Source organism: Acinetobacter nectaris CIP 110549 (genome assembly GCF_000488215.1).
In the GTDB taxonomy this organism is placed as follows: domain Bacteria; phylum Pseudomonadota; class Gammaproteobacteria; order Pseudomonadales; family Moraxellaceae; genus Acinetobacter; species Acinetobacter nectaris.
Window position 1 is genome coordinate 156,195 of sequence record NZ_KI530712.1, and the last position, 20,493, is coordinate 176,687.

The following is a 20,493-nucleotide window of genomic DNA, read 5'->3' on the forward strand; positions in this document are numbered from 1 at the left end:
ATAAATAATTGTTTTTATAAGATATAAACTGAAACATCGAATAGCAACATACAAATTTACAACGGTGTGTTGCAGAATTTGCAACGATAAAAGTAATCTATTTGGCTTAAATATGGACGGACTAAATTGAAACCTATATTTTATTGGGTTAGATTTCGTCAAAATATACAACTCAATTTAGGATAAGCAATAATGAAAAAGATATTATTATTTGTAGCGCCTATGGCATTACTGCTCAGTGCTTGTGTAACGGGTGGAGGAACATCTGTTGGAACGAATACAACAGCAGCAGAGGGAATGACGCAACAGCTAGGTATGACTGCATTAAAAATAGCAATTGATGCAAAATGTGTAAGTGAAATGAATAAAATGCCTGCTTGGCAAGTAGCAAGTAAAGTAATGAGTAGTTCACAACAGCAAAGTGTACAAAGTAGTACTTGTGGTTGTGTAAGTGATCAAGCACCTCAAAGTGTGACAGTAATGGATCTTGCAAATGCGGCTTTAGATCCAAATGCCCGTGTAACACTTGCACATCAAGTTATTCAAAAAACAGTAACCTCATGTATGGCACAAGCATTAAAATCATGAAAATTGCAGGTGTAGATGAAGCGGGAAGAGGGCCTTTGGTTGGATCAGTGGTTGCTGCTGCTGTGATATTAGATCCGAACAATCCGATTGTTGGTTTAAATGATTCTAAAAAGCTGAGTGAAAAGAAGAGAGAGAAACTCTTTATTGAAATTCAGGAAAAAGCACTTGCATGGTCAATTGCTGAAGCAACGTGTGATGAAATAGATCAGTTAAATATTTTACAAGCAACTTTTTTGGCAATGCGCCGTGCTGTAAATCACTTAAATACGATGCCAGACCAAGTGCTTGTAGATGGTAATCAGTGTATTAAAGGTTTAGATATTGAATGTCATGCTGTAGTTGGTGGCGATAGCCTACATGCTGAAATTAGTGCTGCAAGTATTCTTGCAAAAGTAACAAGAGATCGGCAAATGGTAGAGCTTGATGCTGAATATCCTCAATATGGGTTTGCAAAGCATAAAGGTTATCCGACGAAGGCACATTTATTAGCAATTGCTGAACACGGTATTATAGAGGGGCATCGAAAAAGCTATGGACCTATAAAAAGGATAATGGAACAGTAATAAATACAATATTAAAAGCGACTTTCTAAAGTCGCTTTTAATATTCACTCAACAATGAGTTTAAAAAAATTGAGCCTTAACGGTTAAATTTATCTTGATTATATTCGTCAAGATATGATGGTTGATAATCTTGATCTATGTGTTGCAGGTGTTCGTGCATTGCTCGTTCATGTTGAATTCGTTGATAGATTTCTTCACGATGAACTGACACTTCTTTTGGGGCATTTACACCTATACGTACTTGGTTTCCTTTTACACCAAGCACTGTCACACTGACTTGATCCCCAATCATTAAAGTTTCTCCGACACGTCGAGTCAGAATCAGCATGTTTATCTCCTTGCTAAGCGCTAAACCTGCAGCTATTTTTACCTACTTATGTTGATAGGAAAAGAAAACTACAACCTCTAGGACACATTTTGTCATTTAAATCTATAATGAAATATTATAATGTATGGCAAAATATTTCCGAAATATTTATCTAATATAACAGAGCCGCCCCACATAAAATAGAGCGGCTCTTAAGATTTATAAAAAATCTTATGATAAGAATATTGCTAAGTGTTTATAAATTATGCACGCGCGCTGCTTTCACCATGTTCACGGTCTAAACCAAAAGCAGTGTGTAAGCAACGAACAGCAAGTTCTAAGTAATTTTCTTCAATGAGAACAGATACTTTAATCTCTGATGTAGAAATCATGAGGATATTAATTTGCTCATCTGCAAGCGCTTTAAACATTTTACTTGCAACACCTGCATGCGAACGCATGCCTACACCAACGATAGAAACTTTTACGATATTATCACGACCAGAGACTTCACGTGCTTTAATATTTTTTGCAATAGTTTCTAAGATATTTTTTGCTTTAGCATAGTCAACACGGTTTACGGTGAAGGTAAAATCTGTTGTTCCATCTTCTTCGATGTTTTGAACAATCATATCTACTTCAATATTTGCATCACTAATTGGCGATAGAATTTTAGATGCAATACCCGGCTCATCAGGTACACCTAAAATTGTTAATTTTGCTTCATCACGATTAAATGCAATACCTGAAATAATAGGTTGTTCCATGTTGTCTTCTGCCTCAGTTGTTATTAATGTACCTACGTTTTGTTTGAACTCATCGTCAAAAGCACCATCATTGTCATTATCAAAGCTTGATAAAACACGTAAAGGAACTTGGTATTTTCCTGCAAATTCAACAGAGCGAATCTGTAAAACTTTTGAACCTAAAGATGCCATTTCAAGCATTTCTTCAAATGAAATGCGATCAATTTTTTTCGCTTTAGGTGCAACGCGTGGGTCTGTTGTATAAACACCATCTACATCGGTATAAATTTGACATTCATCTGCTTTTAAAGCAGCAGCAAGTGCAACACCTGTTGTATCTGAGCCACCACGACCAAGTGTTGTTGTATTACCTTCTGAGTCGATACCTTGGAAGCCAGCAACAACGATTACACGACCTAAATCTAAATCGGCAGCAGCAGCTTTTGTGTCGATAGATTCAATACGTGCCTTTGTAAAAGCATTATCTGTTTTAATGCCAACTTGGCGGCCTGTATATGATTTAGCTTCAACACCAATAGAGTTAAGTGCCATAGCTAACATGGAAATTGTCACCTGTTCACCGGTAGAGACCATCTGATCTATTTCACGCGGATCAGGTGTTTCGGTAATGGCTTTCGCGAGTGAGAGAAGGCGGTTTGTTTCACCACTCATTGCAGATACAACCACAACTACTTTGTGACCATGATCGTGCCAACGCTTCACACGACGAGCAACATTTAAAATGCGCTCGGGCGTACCCATCGAAGTTCCACCATATTTTTGAACGATTAATGCCATAATGATTCCATATAAGCCATGACCCTGATAGGCATTCAGGGTCAGTTACACAAAAGTAAAGTCTTAACGTTGGTCAAACCATGCAGGTAAATCTGCAACGACCTGATTAAACTTCTCGTTCAGTGGCGCGCCACCTTGTGCTAAGTCAGGTTTACCACCACCTTTACCACCAAGTTCTGATGCTAAATGTTTAATGATGTCACCTGCTTTTAAGTCAGCCGTATATTGTTTTGCAACAGATGCAAGTAAGCTTACTTTATCATCTTGTGTACCTGCTAAAACAATAACTGCATTGTCTAACTTAGATTTTACACTGTCATGTAAATGACGAAGTGATTTAGCATCTACATTATCAAGTGAGGCAATTAAAGTTGGGCGACCTTGAATTTCTTTCACTTGTTGTAGAAGCTCTACAGCTTGCAAGTTTGCAAGTTTTTGGTTGAGTTGTTCAATTTGTTTTTGCAAGCTTGTGGCATGCTCAACGGTTGTTTGAACTTTCTCAATAGTTTGATCTTTTTGTGCTTTGAGTAAGCCATTAATATGGTGAATGGTGCTATCGGCTTTTTGCATATTTACAATGGCTTTATTGCCTGTAACTGCTTCAATACGTCGAACGCCTGCTGCAACACCACCTTCAGACGTAATTTTGAATAGGCCAATTTGTCCTGTATAGCCAACGTGGATACCACCACATAGTTCAATAGAGAAAGGCTTTTCATCGTGTACTGTACCCATAGTAAGTACACGTACAGTTTCACCATATTTTTCACCGAAGAGCATCATTGCACCCTTCGTTTTAGCCGTTTCAATGTCTAAAACTTCAGTGACAACAGGAGTGTTGGCAATAATTTCTTGGTTTACAAGGCGTTCAATTTCTTGCAGTTGTTCAAATGTCACAGGTTGATCGTTTGAAAAGTCAAAACGTAAAACGTCAGATGCAACAAGAGAACCTTTTTGCTCTACATGTGTACCTAAAATTTTGCGTAGTGCTGCATGAAGTAGGTGTGTTGCAGAGTGGTTACGTGAAATTGCTTGACGTAGCTTTGCTTCTACATTTGCATTCACTTCTTGATTTACGCGTAAATGACCGACTGTAATCACACCTTGGTGTATGAAAGCTGTACCTGATTTTTGTGTATCTAAAATCTCAAAGATACCTGTATCATTTCTAAAGATCCCTGTATCACCAACCTGACCGCCACTTTCTGCATAAAATGGTGTGTGATCTAAAATGATAAGTGCTTCATCACCTTCTTGTACTTCATCAACTTGTTGGCCATCTTTATAAATTGCAAGAATTTTTCCTTGACCTTGCGTTGCTTGGTAGCCTTCAAACTGAGTAGGGGTGTCTACCTTAACGATGTTGTTATAGTCTACTTTGAATTTACCAGCATCACGTGCACGTTGGCGTTGTGCTGCCATCTCAGTTTCAAAGCCTGACTCATCAATCGTTAAGTCACGTTCACGTGCAATATCGGCAGTTAAGTCTGCTGGGAAGCCGTAAGTATCATAAAGTTTGAATACAACTTCACCCGGGATGATTGTTCCTTTTAATTGAGCAAGCTCACTTTCAAGAACTTTAAGACCTTGTTCGAGTGTTTTGGCAAATTGTTCTTCTTCTTTAATTAATGCATTTTGGATGCGGTCATGGTTTTCAACCAATTGAGGGTAGGCATCACCCATAACATCAATGAGAGGTTGCAGCATTTTATAGAAGAAAGTACCTGTTGCACCAAGTTTGTGACCATGGCGGATTGCACGACGTATAATACGACGCAATACATAGCCACGACCTTCATTGCCCGGTAAAACACCATCGGCAATTAGGAAGCTACAAGAGCGAGCATGATCTGCAATTACACGTAAAGATGGTTGTCCTTCATCTTTAATGCCAACAATTTCAGCAGCAGCTTGAAGTAGGTGTTGGAAAAGGTCAATTTCATAGTTTGAGTTAACATGCTGTAGTACAGCCGCAACACGCTCTAGTCCCATCCCTGTATCGACGGATGGAGCAGGAAGAGAGTGTAATTCGCCATCTGCAGTACGGTTGAACTGCATGAAAACGATGTTCCAAATTTCAATAAAACGGTCGCCATCTTCTTCAGGTGTGCCCGGTAGACCACCCCAGATATGGTCACCATGATCATAGAAAATTTCAGAACAAGGGCCGCATGGACCTGTATCACCCATTGTCCAAAAGTTATCAGATGCATATTTCGCACCTTTATTATCGCCAATGCGAATAATACGGCTGCTTTCTATGCCAACCTCTTTGTTCCAAATGTCAAATGCTTCATCATCTGTATGGTAGATGGTCACGTACAGTCGATCTTTTTCTAGTTTTAAAACTGACGTAAGGAATTCCCAAGCAAACTGAATGGCATCGCGCTTAAAGTAGTCGCCAAATGAGAAGTTTCCTAGCATTTCAAAGAATGTATGGTGACGTGCAGTATAACCGACATTGTCAAGGTCATTGTGCTTTCCGCCTGCGCGGACACATTTTTGTGCAGAAGTGGCGCGCGTGTAACCTCGATCTTCCAGCCCAAGTAAACAATCTTTAAATTGGTTCATTCCTGCATTATTAAACAGTAATGTTGGGTCATTGGCGGGAACGAGAGAGCTCGATGCGACACGTGTATGACCTTTGGTTTCAAAGAAATGCAAAAAGGCTTCACGAATTTCAGCTGACGTCATACGTGTACTCACAACAAGTCACTCCATTTAGTTCTGTAGTATGGCTATATAGTGCGAGCAGATGAGCGGGCTACTATATAGTCGTTAAATTTTTTAAAGGCTTAAAAGTATAACTAAAAATACTTATATGACCAATGATTTTGCGGTGAAAGGGTTATAAATATGACAATAAGTAAAATAACTTGATTCATTATTAGAAAAGTTGCATTAACATAGGCTTGTTTTTAGATGGCTGAGTAATAAAAGGGTAAATCATGCAACGAATCGCAATTAATGGGTTTGGACGAATTGGACGTAATGTTGTGAGAGCATGGTTTGAAAATCCCAAGCAATTTACATTTGATATTGTTGCGGTCAATGATATTGCTGATGTTGAAACATTGGCACATCTGTTTAAATACGATACGACGCATGGCACTTTCCAAGGCAGTATTACAGTTTTGCATGAGGCAGATGAAACCTTTTTAGAGTTAGCATATTTAGGGCAGTCACTTAAAATTCGCTGTTTAAATATGAAGAATCCACAAGATTTACCTTGGGATAGCCTAAGTATTGATGTTGTTTTGGAGTGCACAGGTTTATTCCGCTCACGAGAAGGGGCGGCAAAACATCTAAAAGCAGGGGCAAAACGTGTAATTATAGGTGCAGCACCGTTTGATCATGTCGATGCTGCAATTGTATATGGTATAAATCATCATGATGTAAAGTCCTCAGATCAGATTATTTCAAGTGTTTCATGTACGACGCAAGCACTTGTACCACTTGTGAAAATTTTAGATGATCAATTTGGTATAGAAAGTGCCCTGATGACAGAGATCCATGCCGTGACAACAGATCAGGCAGTATTAGATCAAGCTCATCGAGATTTACGCCGTGCGCGTGCATCAGGACATAATATTATTCCAACAACATCGAGTGCATTGGGTGCATTAAAAAGAGTTTTACCAAAAATGGAAGATAGAATTGAGGGTTATTCAATTCGTGTGCCGACCTTAAATGTTGCTGCCATTGATTTAACATTTATTGCTCAGTCAGCCATTTCTATTGAGTCTTTAAATAAAGCATTTAAAGATGCGGCATTAACGCAATATGCTGAAATTATGGCATGCACTGAAGAATATCTGGTATCTAGCGATTTTAATCATTTGCCTTATTCACTTGTTGTTGATTTAACACAAACGATGGTTGTGGGGCGACAAGCAAAAGTATATGCGTGGTATGACAATGAATGGGGTTATGCAAATCGGTTATTAGATTTATGTGATTCTTTTAATAAGCATTAAAGAAAGGGGGCAGGCTGCCCCTTTTCATTAAACGAGTAGTAGTCGAAGAAGTGCTGTTGAAACCATGCTAATAACTACTGTTGGTAGTAGTGAACAACGGGTTGCTGCAAATACTGTAATGACAATTGCAACCATATCTGAAACATGGCTACTTACAAAGTAAGGTGCAATGACAGAAATAAGAACACATCCGGGTACAATATCTAATACTTTTTTTTGCCTTGGCGATAACGTACGGTTTTTTAACAGTAAGTAACCGAGTACGCGTGTCGAATACGTCGTGAGTGCAATCAGGAGAATAGCAATAAGCGTTGTACTATGAATCACTTTTCATCCCCTGTCATGACGATCGCAGCAACAATGCCAGAAATTGCACCAACAGGCACGTACCAACCTTGTGGTAAGTAAAGATAGGCGATGATGGCACCAATTAAACTAACAAGCCATGGTATTGCATTTCGTACACCTGTCCACATGCCTCGAAGAAGGACTAAAAATACTGCTGGAAATGCCATATCGAAGCCCCACCGTGTAATGTCTCCAAGCACAGAGCCAATAACACCCCCTAAAGTCGTGAAAGCGACCCACATGATATATAGTGAAAAGCACAAGCCAGCATAAAAAGAAAAATTAAAAGCATCTTCAATAGAATGCCTGTGGTTTCTTTTTGCATCAGCGATGCCCATTGCCCAACTTTCATCACACATAAAAAATAATGCAGGTAAAACTTTCTTGTTCGGAAGATGCTTTAGATAAGGCACTAAGCTTGCACCCATTAAAAGATGGCGACTATTTACAAGAAATGTAATAAAAATGAGCATCATGATTTGAGGAGGGTTTGTCCATAATTCTAAAATGGCAAATTCTGAACCGCCTGCAAAGTTAAGACCAGTTAGTAGAGGAATTTCGAGCGTACTAAATCCTTTTTGAGTTGCTTGTGTGCCCAAAACAAGTGCAAATGGAATAATCCCCAATAGAACAGGGATAGACATTTTTATTCCTCGTTTAAAGGAAACAAAGTCAGAGGTTTCATAAAGCGTTTGACTTGTATTTCTAGATGTAAGCATGGTCTTTTAGCGTGCGTGAAAATGAGTTTTTAGCGCTCTATTCTATGTGGTCATTACAAGTATTTGTCGCTTAAATTAGCTTTTAAAAACCTTAAAATGGTATATTATTTTAAAATAAATATATTTTTTGGCATTTTATGCTTAGAGGTGGTTGTGGATAAGACGGACATAAGAATTTTACGTGTTTTGCAACAAGAAGGAAAACTACAAAATAATGAACTAGCGGTCAGAGTGGGGCTTTCTGCATCTCCTTGTTTACGCCGTGTAAAGCAGTTGGAAGATGATGGTGTAATACAACGTTATGTGGCATTGGTTGAGCCATTACGAGTGAATTTAGGTCTAACGGTATTTGCAAGAATTTGGTTGAAGGGGCAAGATGAGAAAACCGTAGATCAGTTTGTAGATGCAGTAAAAAATTTGCCTGAGGTGGTTGAGTGTCAGCTTATGTCTGGAGATTGTGATTTCTTTTTAAGAATTGTTGTTGCAGATTTAGATGCTTATCGTAAATTTCAGATTCAGCATTTGAATAAGATTTCAGGCATTCAAAATGTAAAAACTGAGATTCCATTACAAAAAATTAAGCATACAACTGCGCTACCACTTTAGTTTGGGTCAAATTTGTAAAATTCTCAGGTGCATGGTCAAAAGTATCATGTTACACTTGAAAAAATCGGGTGCGTCCCGGTTTTTTTATGTGGATTCGTTCCGCCCTGCACAGAATTTAGGTTTGAAGCATGTCAATTTCAGAGACTTGGTTGCTACCAGATGGGGTAGCAGATGTATTACCAGAACAAGCACAAGTAATTGAGTCACTTCGTCGACATTCATTAGATTTCCTCGCAAGTCGAGGTTATCAATTGGTTTATACGCCATTTATTGAATATATCGAGTCGCTTTCGTCTTTATCTGAAGCGAACCAAGACTTAGACCTTGTTAGTTTTAAAGTGATTGATCAACTCTCTGGACGCTTACTTGGTATACGTGCAGATATGACACCTCAAGTTGCACGAATAGATGCACATGTAAGACTTGTTGAAGGTATTGCTCGTTATTGCTATTCAGGAACAATTTTACATACAAAACCTCAGAATTTTAGTGCCTCACGTACACCGCTACAGCTTGGTGCAGAGCTCTATGGGCATCAAAGCATTGAAGCAGATGTCGAAATGATTGATGTGATGCTCGGTTTGTTAGAAACAACATGTGGCTTAGAAAAAAATCATTTAGATTTAGGGCATGTCGGGCTATTTAAAAGCTTAGTAAAATATGCCGAGCTTGATAAAAATAATGAACGTCTTTTACATGATTTGTATCAACGTAAGGCATTGCCTGAACTTGAGGAAGTCACACAAATATTACCATATGGTCAAGACTTTTATAACTTGGGTAGACACTCAGGAAATCTTACCTTACTTGAACAAAATTTAAGTAAAGATGTTTTGCAAGATGCTGATTTTAAAGAAGCATTTGAAGGACTAAAAACGACAGTTTTTGCAATACAACAGCGTTGGCCAAACCTATCTATTGGTTTAGATGTCGTTGAACTACGCAGTTACCATTATCATACGGGTTTAATGTACGCAGTATATGCACCTAACCATGCAGCGCCATTAGCACAAGGTGGTCGCTATGATGGGATTGGTGAGCATTTTGGTCGTGCTCGTCCTGCAACAGGATTTAGCTGTGACTTGTATGGACTCTGTGAAGGTCAATTTAAAGAAATAGAAACGATTGTTGCTCCAAAAGGGTTGCAACCAGATTTAGTAAGCGCAATTGCTCAAGCACGTCAACAAGGTTTATGTGTTGTGCAATTGTTAGGTAATGATGATCTAAGTTCTGTTCCATCTGCAACGCATCAATTTGTATTGCAAAATGGAGTATGGGCAATTGAAAAAATTGAGTCTATTTCAAAATAGATTTGTGATTTTAACAGCATGATGTAATGAGGCTATTATGGGCAAGAATGTTGTGGTACTTGGTACCCAATGGGGCGACGAAGGTAAAGGTAAAATCGTCGACCTGCTCACTGATCAGGCGGCTGCGGTTGTACGTTATCAAGGCGGTCACAACGCAGGACATACTCTTGTAGTAGGTGGTAAAAAAACTGTATTACATCTCATTCCATCAGGGATTTTACGTGAAAACGTGTTATGCCTTATTGGAAATGGTGTTGTACTTTCACCTGCAGCTTTAATTGAAGAAATGGCAATTTTAGAAAAAGAAGGGGTTCCTGTAAAAGAGCGTCTACGTGTTTCTCCAAATTGCCCATTAATTTTACCAAACCACATTGCATTAGATCAGGCGCGTGAACACAAGCGTGGTAATGCAAAAATTGGTACAACAGGTCGTGGTATCGGCCCTGCTTATGAAGACAAAGTTGCACGTCGTTCTGTACGTGTTGCTGATGTTGTTCGTGGTGGCGAAGCACTTGAGCAATTGCTTAAAGAGATGCTTGATTTACATAACTTTCAATTAACACAATACTACGGTGTAGAAGCTGTTAAATTTGAAGATGTATTGGCACTTTGCAACGAGTGGAAGAAAGTACTTGAACCACTTGTAATTGATGTTACTGAAACATTGCACCAATTCCGTAAAGCGGGCAAACCAATTATGTTTGAGGGTGCACAAGGTTCATTACTTGATATTGACCATGGTACATATCCGTATGTAACAAGCTCAAATACAACAGCAGGTGGTGTAAGTTCTGGTTCTGGTATGGGACCTTTACACTTAGACTACGTACTTGGTATTACAAAAGCATATACAACACGTGTAGGTAGTGGGCCATTCCCAACTGAACTTGTTTATGATGCTGCAAATGATACAGGTGATGCTGTAGGTAAACACCTTGGTGTTGTAGGGCATGAGTTTGGTGCTTCAACTGGTCGTCAACGTCGTTGTGGTTGGTTCGATGCAGAAATTTTACGTCGTTCAGTAGATGTAAACTCATTAACAGGTATTTGCCTAACTAAACTTGATGTTTTAGATGGTCTAAAAGAAATTAAGATTTGTGTAGGTTACGAAGCTGTTGATGGCGGTTGCATTGGCTCATCGGATGCGATTGCATTTGAACAACTTAAACCAATTTATGAAACTTTACATGGTTGGGAAGGTTCAACTGTTGGTTTAACAAGTGTAGATCAGTTACCAGAAAATGCGCTTGCTTATGTAAAACGTATTGAAGAGCTTGTAGGTTGTCCTGTTGATATTATCTCAACGGGTCCAGATCGTGATGAAACAATTATTTTACGTCATCCATTCTCTGCATAAATAGATTTATAAAAAAACCGTAGCATAAGCTACGGTTTTTTTTATATGTAGGACTCAAATTAGTTAATGGTATTTTTATCCCAATATGCATATCTGACTTGAGGCATATTGTTTAGTACCTCTAATATTTTAAACATATCTTGTTGTTCAATAGATGTAGAAATAAGTGTTGTTTCAATTTCAACATCTTGCTCACCAAAAGGTTCAATTTCTATATCTTTTGCAGGATAGTTATATTGTTTGAGCGCAACATTAATTTGCTCAATCACTTCTTTACTACGCAGTCGATCACAAACAACATAAATAACATTGAGCAGTTCAGTTTCAACATCAAGTGGACGTCGATCCATAAAGTGAACGATTGGTCTAAGTAATGTATTTGCTGCAAGAATAAATAAAGTCACAATAATTGACTCTAGAATAAGGTCTGAACCTGCTGCTGCACCAATTGCAGCAGAGCACCAGAGTGTTGCGGCAGTATTCAAACCTTGAATATTACCGCCTTCACGCATAATGACACCAGCACCTAAAAAACCAATTCCTGAAACAACATAAGAAATTACTCTTACAGCACCAGAACCATTATCTAATAGCATGGCGGTATCGACAAATGCCGCAGCACCAAGACAAACGAGTACGTTTGTTCTTAGTCCTGCTGTACGTTGACGATACTGTCGTTCAAATCCAATCAACCCACCTAACACAAATGCTGTTGTTAAACTAATAAGCGTACTAACTAAGTTTTCAGTGTGAAGGTAGTTTGAAGTCTGCATTTTAAATTACTGCCATCCATAACGTTTAACATATAGCTTTTTAAGAAGCTGAGTAAGTACCATGTATGCCAATAGAATTATTGGTAAATAGATAAAGTATGTTAAAGGTAAAGCTTGTAAAGAGAAGTAGCTTGCTAGAGGTCCCATTGGGAGGAAAATACCAATCATAACGATAACAGCTGTCATAGCAAGAAGGGGAAGAGCAGCACAACTTTCAATAAATGGTATTTTTTTCGTACGAATCATATGAACAATCAGTGTTTGAGTCAGCAATCCTTCAATAAACCAACCTGATTGGAATAAAGTTTGGTGATCAGGTGTATTGGCTTTAAACACGTACCACATGAGTAAGAAAGTTGCAACATCAAAAATAGAACTGATTGGTCCAAAGAAGATCATGAAACGACCAATACCATTTGCTTCCCAACGTTGAGGTTTTTCAAGAGACTCTTCATCAACATTATCGAAAGGCACAGCAATTTGTGATACATCATATAGTAAATTTTGTACTAATAGATGGATTGGTAACATTGGTAGGAATGGAATAAATGCACTTGCAATCATAACAGAGAAAACATTACCAAAGTTAGAGCTTGCTGTAATTTTGATATATTTTAGAATATTAGCAAATGTACGACGACCTTCAATCACACCTTGCTCAAGTACCATTAAGCTTTTTTCAAGTAAAATGAGATCGGCAGATTCTTTTGCAATATCTACGGCTGTATCTACTGAGATACCAATATCTGCCGTACGTAATGCAGCAGCATCATTAATACCATCACCTAAGAAGCCAACAACATGATCATTTTCTTTTAGCTGAGTAACAATACGCTCTTTATGCATAGGGTTTAACTTTGCAAAGATCTGATATTTTTCAACAGCTTCTTTGAAGTCAGCAGCTGACATACGATCAATATCTTCACCAAGTACAATGTGCTCACTTGGTAAACCAATTTCTTGGCAAACTTTTTGTGTAACAAACTCATTGTCACCTGTAAGCACTTTAACAGTCACACCATGCTTGTGTAATGCTTCAATTGCTTTGATAGAACTGTCTTTTGGTGGATCTAAGAAAGTAAGGAACCCAGATAAGATGAGGTCATGTTCATCTTTAATACTATAAGTTTTATCTTGCTCAACTTCACTATCACGATAACCAATTGCAATAACACGTAAACCATCTTTGTTATAGTTTTGGCTATTGGTAATAATTGTTTTTGAAAGTTCAGGCGTTAAAGGAACAATTTCATGGTTGATCTCAACATGGCTACAGATGTTGAGCATTTCTTCTACAGCACCTTTAGTAACAATACGTGCTTGTTTTTTTGGTGTTTTTACAACAACAGACATACGACGTCTATTAAAATCAAAAGGAATCTCATCAAGCTTGGTATAGCTGAGTTTATCCATTTTGATATCAGAACTTGCATGCTCTAAAATTGCAAGGTCGAGTAGGTTTTTAAGACCTGTTTGATGGTAGCTATTAATATATCCGAGCAAAAGAACAGGCTCAGATACTTTACCCATCACATCAGTATGTTTAGAAAGAATAATTTTATCTTGTGTTAATGTACCTGTTTTGTCTGTACATAAGACATCCATTGCGCCAAAGTTTTGAATTGCATCTAGACGTTTAACAATTACTTTTTTACGAGATAAAAATACAGCACCTTTCGCAAGTGTAGATGTTACGATCATTGGTAACATTTCTGGTGTTAAGCCAACTGCAATTGCAAGTGCAAATAGAAATGCATCGCTCCAGCTTCCTGCCATATAGCCATTTAGAAAAAATACAATAGGTGACATGATGAGCGTAAAGCGAATAAGCAACCAACTTACGCTATTTACACCTTTTTGAAATGATGTTGTAACTTGATCATTATCTGTGACACGTTTCGCTAAAGCACCAAAATAAGTCTGATTCCCTGTGGTAATTACAATCGCAGTTGCTGTACCAGAAATAACACTTGTACCCATGAAGGCAATATTATCAAGTGCCATGGTATCGTTGTTATTTTCAGATTGATGTGTCGCAAACTTTTCTACAGGCATCGATTCGCCAGTCATAGCAGATTGTGAAACAAATAAATCTTTTGTTTCGATCAATCTACAATCGGCTGGGATAAGATCACCTGCTGATAGTTTAATGATATCGCCAGGGACTAGATATTTTGTTGGGATATCAAATAAATTTTTACTTTGTTGAGAGGCATTAATTGCTTCTGCTTTTGTAAATTTTGAGCCAGTATTTCTTCTGAGAACAGAGGCGTCATTACTTACCATAGATTTAAGTGTATCGGCAGCTTTATTTGATTTTGCTTCTTGCCAAAATCTTAAGACAGTCGAAATTACAACCATTGATGAAATCACAATCGTGCCGCGAAGATCATCAGTAGATGCACAAATAATTGCTAAAAGGGTTAACAAGATATTGAATGGGTTTTTGTAGCAATACCAAAGGTGTTGCCACCATGCCAATGGTTTTTCAGATTGAAGCTCATTTAAACCATGTTGTTTTTGGCGTAGTTCAGCATCTTTTTCATCAAGACCATCAATATGAGAGTTTGTTTCATGAATAAGTTCTTCGACAGGTGCTTCTGATGCATGTCTCAAAGTCTTTGTAAGTTGTTCACTCACTTGTTGTGCGTAGCTAGATTGTTGCAACTCATCAAGTGAAGCAGATTTTGAGAAGTAACGTGTAAGGCGGTATTTTTTTAAAAAGCGTGAAAATAGCTGTTCCCAAAGATTACGAATCATGTGGGTTCTCCTTATTTTAGACAAAAACTGTCTGTAAGGCTTAGTTTTTACATTAAGCCCTAGGATAATGTGAAAAGTATTACGTCTTAATTAAATTGCGATGCTTAATCCTAAGCCAAACCAACGCGATGTTGATGATACAAGGCTTTGGCCATAGGATAGATATAAACTTGTTTTGTCAGGAATAATGTCAATGCCCCAAACAGCTTGCAGTTTAGCTTTTTCGGGAGGTTGCTTATAATATTCAAGCCCAATTTGCTGTCTTTCAGTGATAGGTTTGATTGCAGCAATAGCCCATGATAAATGACCTTGGTTATGTTCTTCTTGTACCCAACCAAGGTTTGCATTTACTTGCACATTGCCATAGAGGTTGTAAAAAGAGACTGGAAGATTTGCAACCCACTGACTATCTGCACCATTTTGAGATGGTTGATAAAGTCCACTTAAAGCAACACCAAATTTATCAGATGCATAAAAAGGATGTTTTAGCTGGGCTGCATACGTTGTTTGACCACTATCTTGTGTGATAGGTACAGTAAGTTCGAGATTTTTAAATGTACAGGCAGGACTTAAGTTGAGCTGCTGATCATCATTTGAAAAGGTTTGACCAATTTCTAATTGGCAAGATTTTTCGGGTGTAATTTGTGCATCATCAGTATTGTATAGAGGTGTGGCTTGCGCAAAGCGAGCCGCAACAGCAATGCTAATAATACTGATATATAGTGACAGTGTAAAAATATAGTGAAACATGCCTCGTTCCTCATAGCTGAGGCGGAATATAACCTGAGTGGCAAGTAGTAGTATTATTTAAAGCAGATATGAGAGCGCACAGAATCTATATCTATCGAATATAGCTGCTGTAAGTTCTATTTGATTTAAATAAAATTTGATTTAGTAATATTTTGATTATGCTATCTCATTGCAAGATAGCATTTGCCCAAAGAGGTGCTGTTGCTATGCTTACAAGATTAGTTCATCAATGTGTAATAATTACACCTAAACCTCGAACAACTTCCCACAGAGGGTCTCCGCATCTCTAAAAATTGCCTAAAGTATACATTGTAAAAAAAATTATACAATAGCCTTTTTTATATTTTTATAAATTAGTTTCAGATTATCTTTATTCTTTTATAAATATTTTAATTTATTTTTTTTGTATTTTTTATTTCATAAAAATTTAACTTTTAAATAATATCTTATTGTGTCTAATTATTTATTTTCTAGTATTTATTGAAATTTAATATATAAAATTACTATATAAAACAATACCTTATTTTTAATTAATTTTTTATTTTTATTTTTTAGCTATTAATAAAAATTGTCTACAATATATCTAATGTATTTTAGGAATAATTTATTATTTAGAATAAATTAATATTAATAATATTTTTTTAATATTGGAAATTAAATTGTTTTTTAAGCTTTATTTAAGAATATTTATTTTTATAAATTGATGTGGTTCGAAGTATAATAATGAAAATATTATGGAATGAGAGTTATGATCAAAAAAATAAAATGCAGCATTGCTTTTTCTCTTACTTTAGGGTGCGTGGGTTGTACAACCATTGCAGATATGTCTGGCGCAGACTCAGCAACATTAAATGCAAGTTCAGCACAAAGTTTTGTGAAGATGACACAAGAGGCGCAGCAAAAAGGTATTTTAGATACATCATCAAATACTTATCAGCGTATCTATACTGTACTGCAACGTATGGAGCCTTATGCAAATCAGCTTAATCAGACAGGTCAACCATTTAAATGGCAGTTAGCAGTTTTAAAATCTGATACGTTAAATGCTTATGTTGCACCGGGTGGCAAAGTTGTTTTTTACACAGGTATCGTAAATAAGCTTAATTTGACAGATGCAGAAATTGCCGCTGTTATGGGGCATGAAATGACACATGCTTTAGAAGAGCATTCTAAAAATAAAATTGGTGCAGATGCATTAACTAACCTTGCTGTCAATTTAGGTAAGAGTTATGCAGGGCAGGGTTTGGGACAATTTGGCTCGGCAGCTTTAGATTTAGGTAGTCAAGTAGGTGTGGGATTACCATATTCTAGAAGCTTGGAAACTAGAGCTGACTATGGTGGTTTAATGCTTATGGCAAAAGCAGGGTATAACCCACAGGCTGCAATTACGCTATGGGAAAAAATGAATAAACTAGAAGGACAAGGAGGGGCAAGCTTTCTTTCTACTCATCCATCGAATATGCAGCGTATAGAAGCAATGCAAAGAAACTTACCAATTGCTATGGCACTTTATAATCAAACTAAACATTAATCATAGAAAAAGCAGAAAGATAATTCTTTCTGCTTAGTAATTTTTATGGAGCAGGGTTTGGCTGTTGTTTATGAATAAGTTCAATACCTTCTAGGATTTCATCATTTAGGTTAATAGAGAACGCATCAATATTTTCTTTCAGTTGCGTTAAGTTTGTTGCACCAATAATAGTACTGGTTACAAAAAATTGTTGTTTTATAAATGCAAGAGCGAGTTGTGTAAGGCTTAAATCATGCTTTTCAGCAAGTTGAGCATATTGCTCTGTTGCCCATTCACATTGGGCATTTGTATAGCGTGTAAAACGAGAAAATAGGCTAATGCGCGCATTTTCTGGCTTTTGACCATGTCTATATTTCCCTGAAAGCATACCAAAAGCAAGTGGAGAATATGCAAGTAATCCAATGCCTTCATATTTTGCAATTTCGGACATACCAACTTCATAGGTGCGATTTAATAAATTATAAGGATTTTGTACACTAACAAATTTTTGTAGATTCAATTTTTCTGCAATCTGTAAAAACTTCATTACTCCCCATGGGGTTTCATTAGACAAACCAATTTGACGAATACGACCACTTTTAATTTCTTGCTGTAGTGCAGTTAAGGTTTCCTCAAAGGCAGTGAGTTCAGCATTTTGTTCTGCTAATGCATTGCCGTAGCCTAGCTTTCCAAAAAAGTTAGTAGAGCGCTCAGGCCAGTGTAGTTGGTATAAATCTATATAGTCTGTATTTAGCCGCTTTAAAGACCCATCAAGTGCTTCTTTAATGTATTTTTCATTAAAACGGGTTTGACCTTCACGAATGTGTGATCCCCCAAAACTAGGCCCTGCAATTTTAGAAGCTAGAAAAACTTTATCGCGATTTTTATTTTGTTTAAACCATTCACCAAGTATTTCTTCTGTACGTCCTTGAGTTTCAGGTTTTGGTGGCACGGGGTACATTTCTGCTGTATCCCAAAAGTAGACATTTTGAGTGAGTGCATAGTTTAGTTGTTCAAAGGCTTCTGCTTGTGTATTTTGCTCACCAAAAGTCATTGTACCTAAGCAGATTTCAGGAAGTTGTATATTTGTATTTGAAAGTGGGTTGAATTTCATTGCAAACCTCTAATATATTTTATTCGAAAAAAAAGCAAATCCTGAGATTTGCTTTTTTGTATTTTAGTTTTCTTTAATCTCATCGGCTGAGCTTTCTAAAGCACTATCATAGATTAAGATTGCTTTGCCTTCTGTTTCTATCATGCCTTGCTCTTCTAATGTTTTGAGCACTCGCCCAACCATTTCACGAGAGCATCCAACAATACGCCCGATTTCTTGGCGAGTAATGCGGATTTGACGTCCATTTGGTAAAAGCATTGCAGCAGGCTGATGTGCAAGGTCAATTAAACAACGTGCAATACGACCTGTAACATCAATAAATGCAAGGTCTGTCATTTTGCGAGTTGTATTTTTTAAGCGACGTGTTAGCTGTGCAAAAATCGCATAATTAAGGTCAGGGTATTCCCTACTTAAATTTGTAAAATGTTCGTAAGAGATTTCCGCAATCTCACACACTTCACGAGTACGTACTTCAGCAGTTCGATGTGGCTCATTATCAAATAGACCCATTTCACCGAAAAAGTCGCCTGCATTTAAGTATGCAATGACAATTTCGCGCTCGTCATCTTCACGTAAGACAACGGATACTGAACCTTTTAGAACAAGGTAAAGTGATTTGGATTCTTTGCCAGCTTCAATAATGGTTGTGCGTTTTGCATAACGATTAATATTCGCCAGTTTTAATAAGGCTTTGATCGATTCAGGGAGCTGGTTGGGAGAGAGTGCATCATTTGCAAAAGGGGAGAAATTAGCTACCATGATTCTTTGTTCCAATATTTAGTATAAGACATATACATGTCTCTCATTCATGACTGAATGTGTGGAAATTCCTTGTGGAAGAAAGTGTGTTAGTGTACTTTTAAACGAATATGTAATCTATAATTTTTTTTAGGTAGTTGCAATGCAGTCAACAGTTCAATGGCTTGGAAATGTTGCATTTGAAGCCAAATCAGATAGTGGTCATACAGTAATAATGGATGGTGCACCAAGCTATGGTGGTGAAAACCGTGGCGCGAGACCAATGGAACTAATCTTAATGGGATTAGGGGGATGCGCATCATTTGATATTGTGACCATATTAAAAAAAGCTCGCCAAGATGTGACAGATGTACAGTGTCGGTTGCAAGCAGACCGTGCAGAAACAGTTCCTGCTGTATTTACAAAAATACACTTACATTTTGTTGTGACTGGTCGTGCTGTTAAAGAAAAGCAAGTTGCAAAAGCAGTGGAGTTATCGGCTGAAAAATATTGTTCAGCCAGTAAAATGCTTTCCGATGGTGGTGTCGAAATTACACATGACTTTGAAGTTGTCGAGGCTGAATAAAAAAGCAGCGTAAGCTGCTTTTTTATGATTTATTTTAAGAATAACTGTGGGTCGACACGTGCATCATTTAAACTCATCCCCCAATGTAGGTGAGGTCCTGTAACACGTCCTGTTTTACCCACCTTACCAATTTCTTCACCCTGATGTACGATTTGTCCTTGGTGTACTTCTATTTTACTTAGATGGCAAAACATACTAATGAGTCCTTGCCCGTGGTCAATTAAGATCGTATTACCATTAAAAAAGTAATTTCCTATTCCTACTACTGTGCCATCTGCGGGCGCAATAACTTTCTGCCCAACAGGTGCGGGAATATCTAAACCTGAATGTGGTGCACGCTCTTCATTGTTAAAAAATCTTTTTCTACCAAAAGAGTTGCTAAACTTACCTTGTGTTGGTGCAATAAAGTTTGGAAAAGTGTGCCATGTGTTCTGAGTGAATGATGTATAAATATTATTTTGTGCTTCGGCTTCTTTTTTGTAACGCGCAAGCTGCTCACTAGATGGCTCTACAAAGCTTGTATTTTTGAGTTGAATATGTTGCTCGGCATACGGATACGACTGAATCTGTATGGGAATGTTTCCTTGATTCGTTTCAACATCGGAAGTACCCAATGGTGTAGAAAGTGGAATACCGACAACAGCATATTTTTGACCATTTTCTTCGGTTGTTAATACACGGTGCTTTTGGTAGTAGATATCTTGTACGTTATTTTGAATAGGCAAAATTGCAATACCACCAGGTCGTAGTGAGTTTTGTGGTAATGCTGCAAATAGGGCAGTACTTGGAAGTATTGCAAGCAATGTACATATTGTTTTTAAGTTTTTCTTATGCATTCGTTATAAGTATCCACAATGATAGATATTTATTATTTAACGATAATTTTTTTATTTTGTCTGATTGTTTTAGTTTTAAATTGTTATAGGGCTAAAAGCAAATATTA

At 37.4% G+C, this 20,493-nt stretch carries 19 protein-coding genes; 8 read left to right on the forward strand and 11 right to left on the reverse strand.

Going from position 1 to position 20,493, the window contains the following annotated elements; all coding sequences use genetic code 11:
- Positions 1-192: 192 nt before the first annotated feature.
- On the forward strand, positions 193-588 hold the full coding sequence (locus P256_RS00855) for a hypothetical protein (protein WP_023271779.1): 396 nt from the start codon (positions 193-195) through the stop codon (positions 586-588).
- Positions 585-1,151, forward strand: a complete 567-nt coding sequence (gene rnhB / locus P256_RS00860; protein WP_023271780.1) for a ribonuclease HII — start codon at positions 585-587, stop codon at positions 1,149-1,151. The genes P256_RS00855 and rnhB overlap by 4 nt, the downstream gene beginning before the upstream one ends.
- Positions 1,152-1,227: 76 nt before the next feature.
- Here rnhB and csrA read toward each other — a convergent pair whose 3' ends face one another.
- The 3 genes from csrA to alaS all read right to left on the reverse strand — a co-directional run bounded on the left by csrA (position 1,228) and on the right by alaS (position 5,696).
- The gene (csrA, locus tag P256_RS00865; RefSeq protein ID WP_023271781.1) at positions 1,228-1,479 is read right to left on the reverse strand and encodes a carbon storage regulator CsrA; all 252 of its coding nucleotides are present in this window, start codon (positions 1,477-1,479) and stop codon (positions 1,228-1,230) included.
- Between the two features lie 242 nt (positions 1,480-1,721).
- Entirely contained in the window at positions 1,722-3,002 is a 1,281-nt protein-coding gene (locus P256_RS00870; RefSeq protein WP_023271782.1) for an aspartate kinase, read from the reverse strand.
- A 63-nt stretch (positions 3,003-3,065) separates the two neighbouring features.
- Positions 3,066-5,696, reverse strand: coding sequence for an alanine--tRNA ligase (gene alaS / locus P256_RS00875; RefSeq protein WP_023271783.1), 2,631 nt, complete (start codon positions 5,694-5,696; stop codon positions 3,066-3,068).
- Between the two features lie 254 nt (positions 5,697-5,950).
- Here alaS and P256_RS00880 point away from each other — a divergent pair, with 254 nt between their 5' ends.
- Positions 5,951-6,979, forward strand: a complete 1,029-nt coding sequence (locus tag P256_RS00880; protein WP_023271784.1) for a type I glyceraldehyde-3-phosphate dehydrogenase — start codon at positions 5,951-5,953, stop codon at positions 6,977-6,979.
- A gap of 27 nt (positions 6,980-7,006) precedes the next feature.
- On the opposite strand, the gene P256_RS00885 is transcribed toward P256_RS00880, so the two are convergent.
- Complete coding sequence (locus P256_RS00885; protein WP_023271785.1) at positions 7,007-7,306, reverse strand: AzlD family protein; 300 nt, start codon at positions 7,304-7,306, stop codon at positions 7,007-7,009.
- A complete protein-coding gene (locus P256_RS00890) occupies positions 7,303-8,046 on the reverse strand; it encodes an AzlC family ABC transporter permease (RefSeq protein WP_040331589.1) in 744 nt (247 codons plus the stop codon). The genes P256_RS00885 and P256_RS00890 overlap by 4 nt, the downstream gene beginning before the upstream one ends.
- 153 nt (positions 8,047-8,199) lie before the next feature.
- Here P256_RS00890 and P256_RS00895 point away from each other — a divergent pair, with 153 nt between their 5' ends.
- From P256_RS00895 to P256_RS00905, 3 genes are all read left to right on the forward strand, one after another.
- A complete protein-coding gene (locus P256_RS00895; protein ID WP_023271787.1) occupies positions 8,200-8,652 on the forward strand; it encodes an Lrp/AsnC family transcriptional regulator in 453 nt (150 codons plus the stop codon).
- 128 nt (positions 8,653-8,780) lie between these two features.
- Entirely contained in the window at positions 8,781-9,962 is a 1,182-nt protein-coding gene (locus tag P256_RS00900; RefSeq protein ID WP_023271788.1) for an ATP phosphoribosyltransferase regulatory subunit, read from the forward strand.
- A gap of 37 nt (positions 9,963-9,999) precedes the next feature.
- Complete coding sequence (locus P256_RS00905) at positions 10,000-11,319, forward strand: adenylosuccinate synthase (protein ID WP_023271789.1); 1,320 nt, start codon at positions 10,000-10,002, stop codon at positions 11,317-11,319.
- Between the two features lie 59 nt (positions 11,320-11,378).
- On the opposite strand, the gene P256_RS00910 is transcribed toward P256_RS00905, so the two are convergent.
- From P256_RS00910 to P256_RS00920, 3 genes are all read right to left on the reverse strand, one after another.
- Complete coding sequence (locus tag P256_RS00910) at positions 11,379-12,092, reverse strand: MgtC/SapB family protein (protein WP_023271790.1); 714 nt, start codon at positions 12,090-12,092, stop codon at positions 11,379-11,381.
- 6 nt (positions 12,093-12,098) lie between these two features.
- Positions 12,099-14,852: a magnesium-translocating P-type ATPase gene (mgtA, locus tag P256_RS00915; protein WP_023271791.1), complete on the reverse strand. Its 2,754-nt coding sequence runs from the start codon at positions 14,850-14,852 to the stop codon at positions 12,099-12,101.
- A 90-nt stretch (positions 14,853-14,942) separates the two neighbouring features.
- Complete coding sequence (locus P256_RS00920) at positions 14,943-15,602, reverse strand: hypothetical protein (RefSeq protein WP_023271792.1); 660 nt, start codon at positions 15,600-15,602, stop codon at positions 14,943-14,945.
- A 748-nt stretch (positions 15,603-16,350) separates the two neighbouring features.
- Between P256_RS00920 and P256_RS00925 the strand changes: the two genes are divergently transcribed.
- A complete protein-coding gene (locus tag P256_RS00925) occupies positions 16,351-17,133 on the forward strand; it encodes a M48 family metallopeptidase (protein WP_023271793.1) in 783 nt (260 codons plus the stop codon).
- 43 nt (positions 17,134-17,176) lie between these two features.
- On the opposite strand, the gene P256_RS00930 is transcribed toward P256_RS00925, so the two are convergent.
- Together P256_RS00930 and crp are read right to left on the reverse strand one after the other, a co-directional pair.
- Entirely contained in the window at positions 17,177-18,226 is a 1,050-nt protein-coding gene (locus P256_RS00930; RefSeq protein WP_023271794.1) for an NADP(H)-dependent aldo-keto reductase, read from the reverse strand.
- 63 nt (positions 18,227-18,289) lie between these two features.
- The gene (gene crp, locus P256_RS00935; RefSeq protein ID WP_023271795.1) at positions 18,290-18,985 is read right to left on the reverse strand and encodes a cAMP-activated global transcriptional regulator CRP; all 696 of its coding nucleotides are present in this window, start codon (positions 18,983-18,985) and stop codon (positions 18,290-18,292) included.
- Positions 18,986-19,127: 142 nt separating this feature from the next.
- On the opposite strand from crp, the gene P256_RS00940 reads away from it, so the two are divergent.
- Positions 19,128-19,550, forward strand: coding sequence for an OsmC family protein (locus tag P256_RS00940; RefSeq protein ID WP_023271796.1), 423 nt, complete (start codon positions 19,128-19,130; stop codon positions 19,548-19,550).
- Positions 19,551-19,579: 29 nt separating this feature from the next.
- Here the strand turns inward: P256_RS00940 and P256_RS00945 are convergent, their stop codons facing one another.
- A complete protein-coding gene (locus P256_RS00945) occupies positions 19,580-20,386 on the reverse strand; it encodes a peptidoglycan DD-metalloendopeptidase family protein (protein WP_023271797.1) in 807 nt (268 codons plus the stop codon).
- Positions 20,387-20,493: the final 107 nt, after the last annotated feature.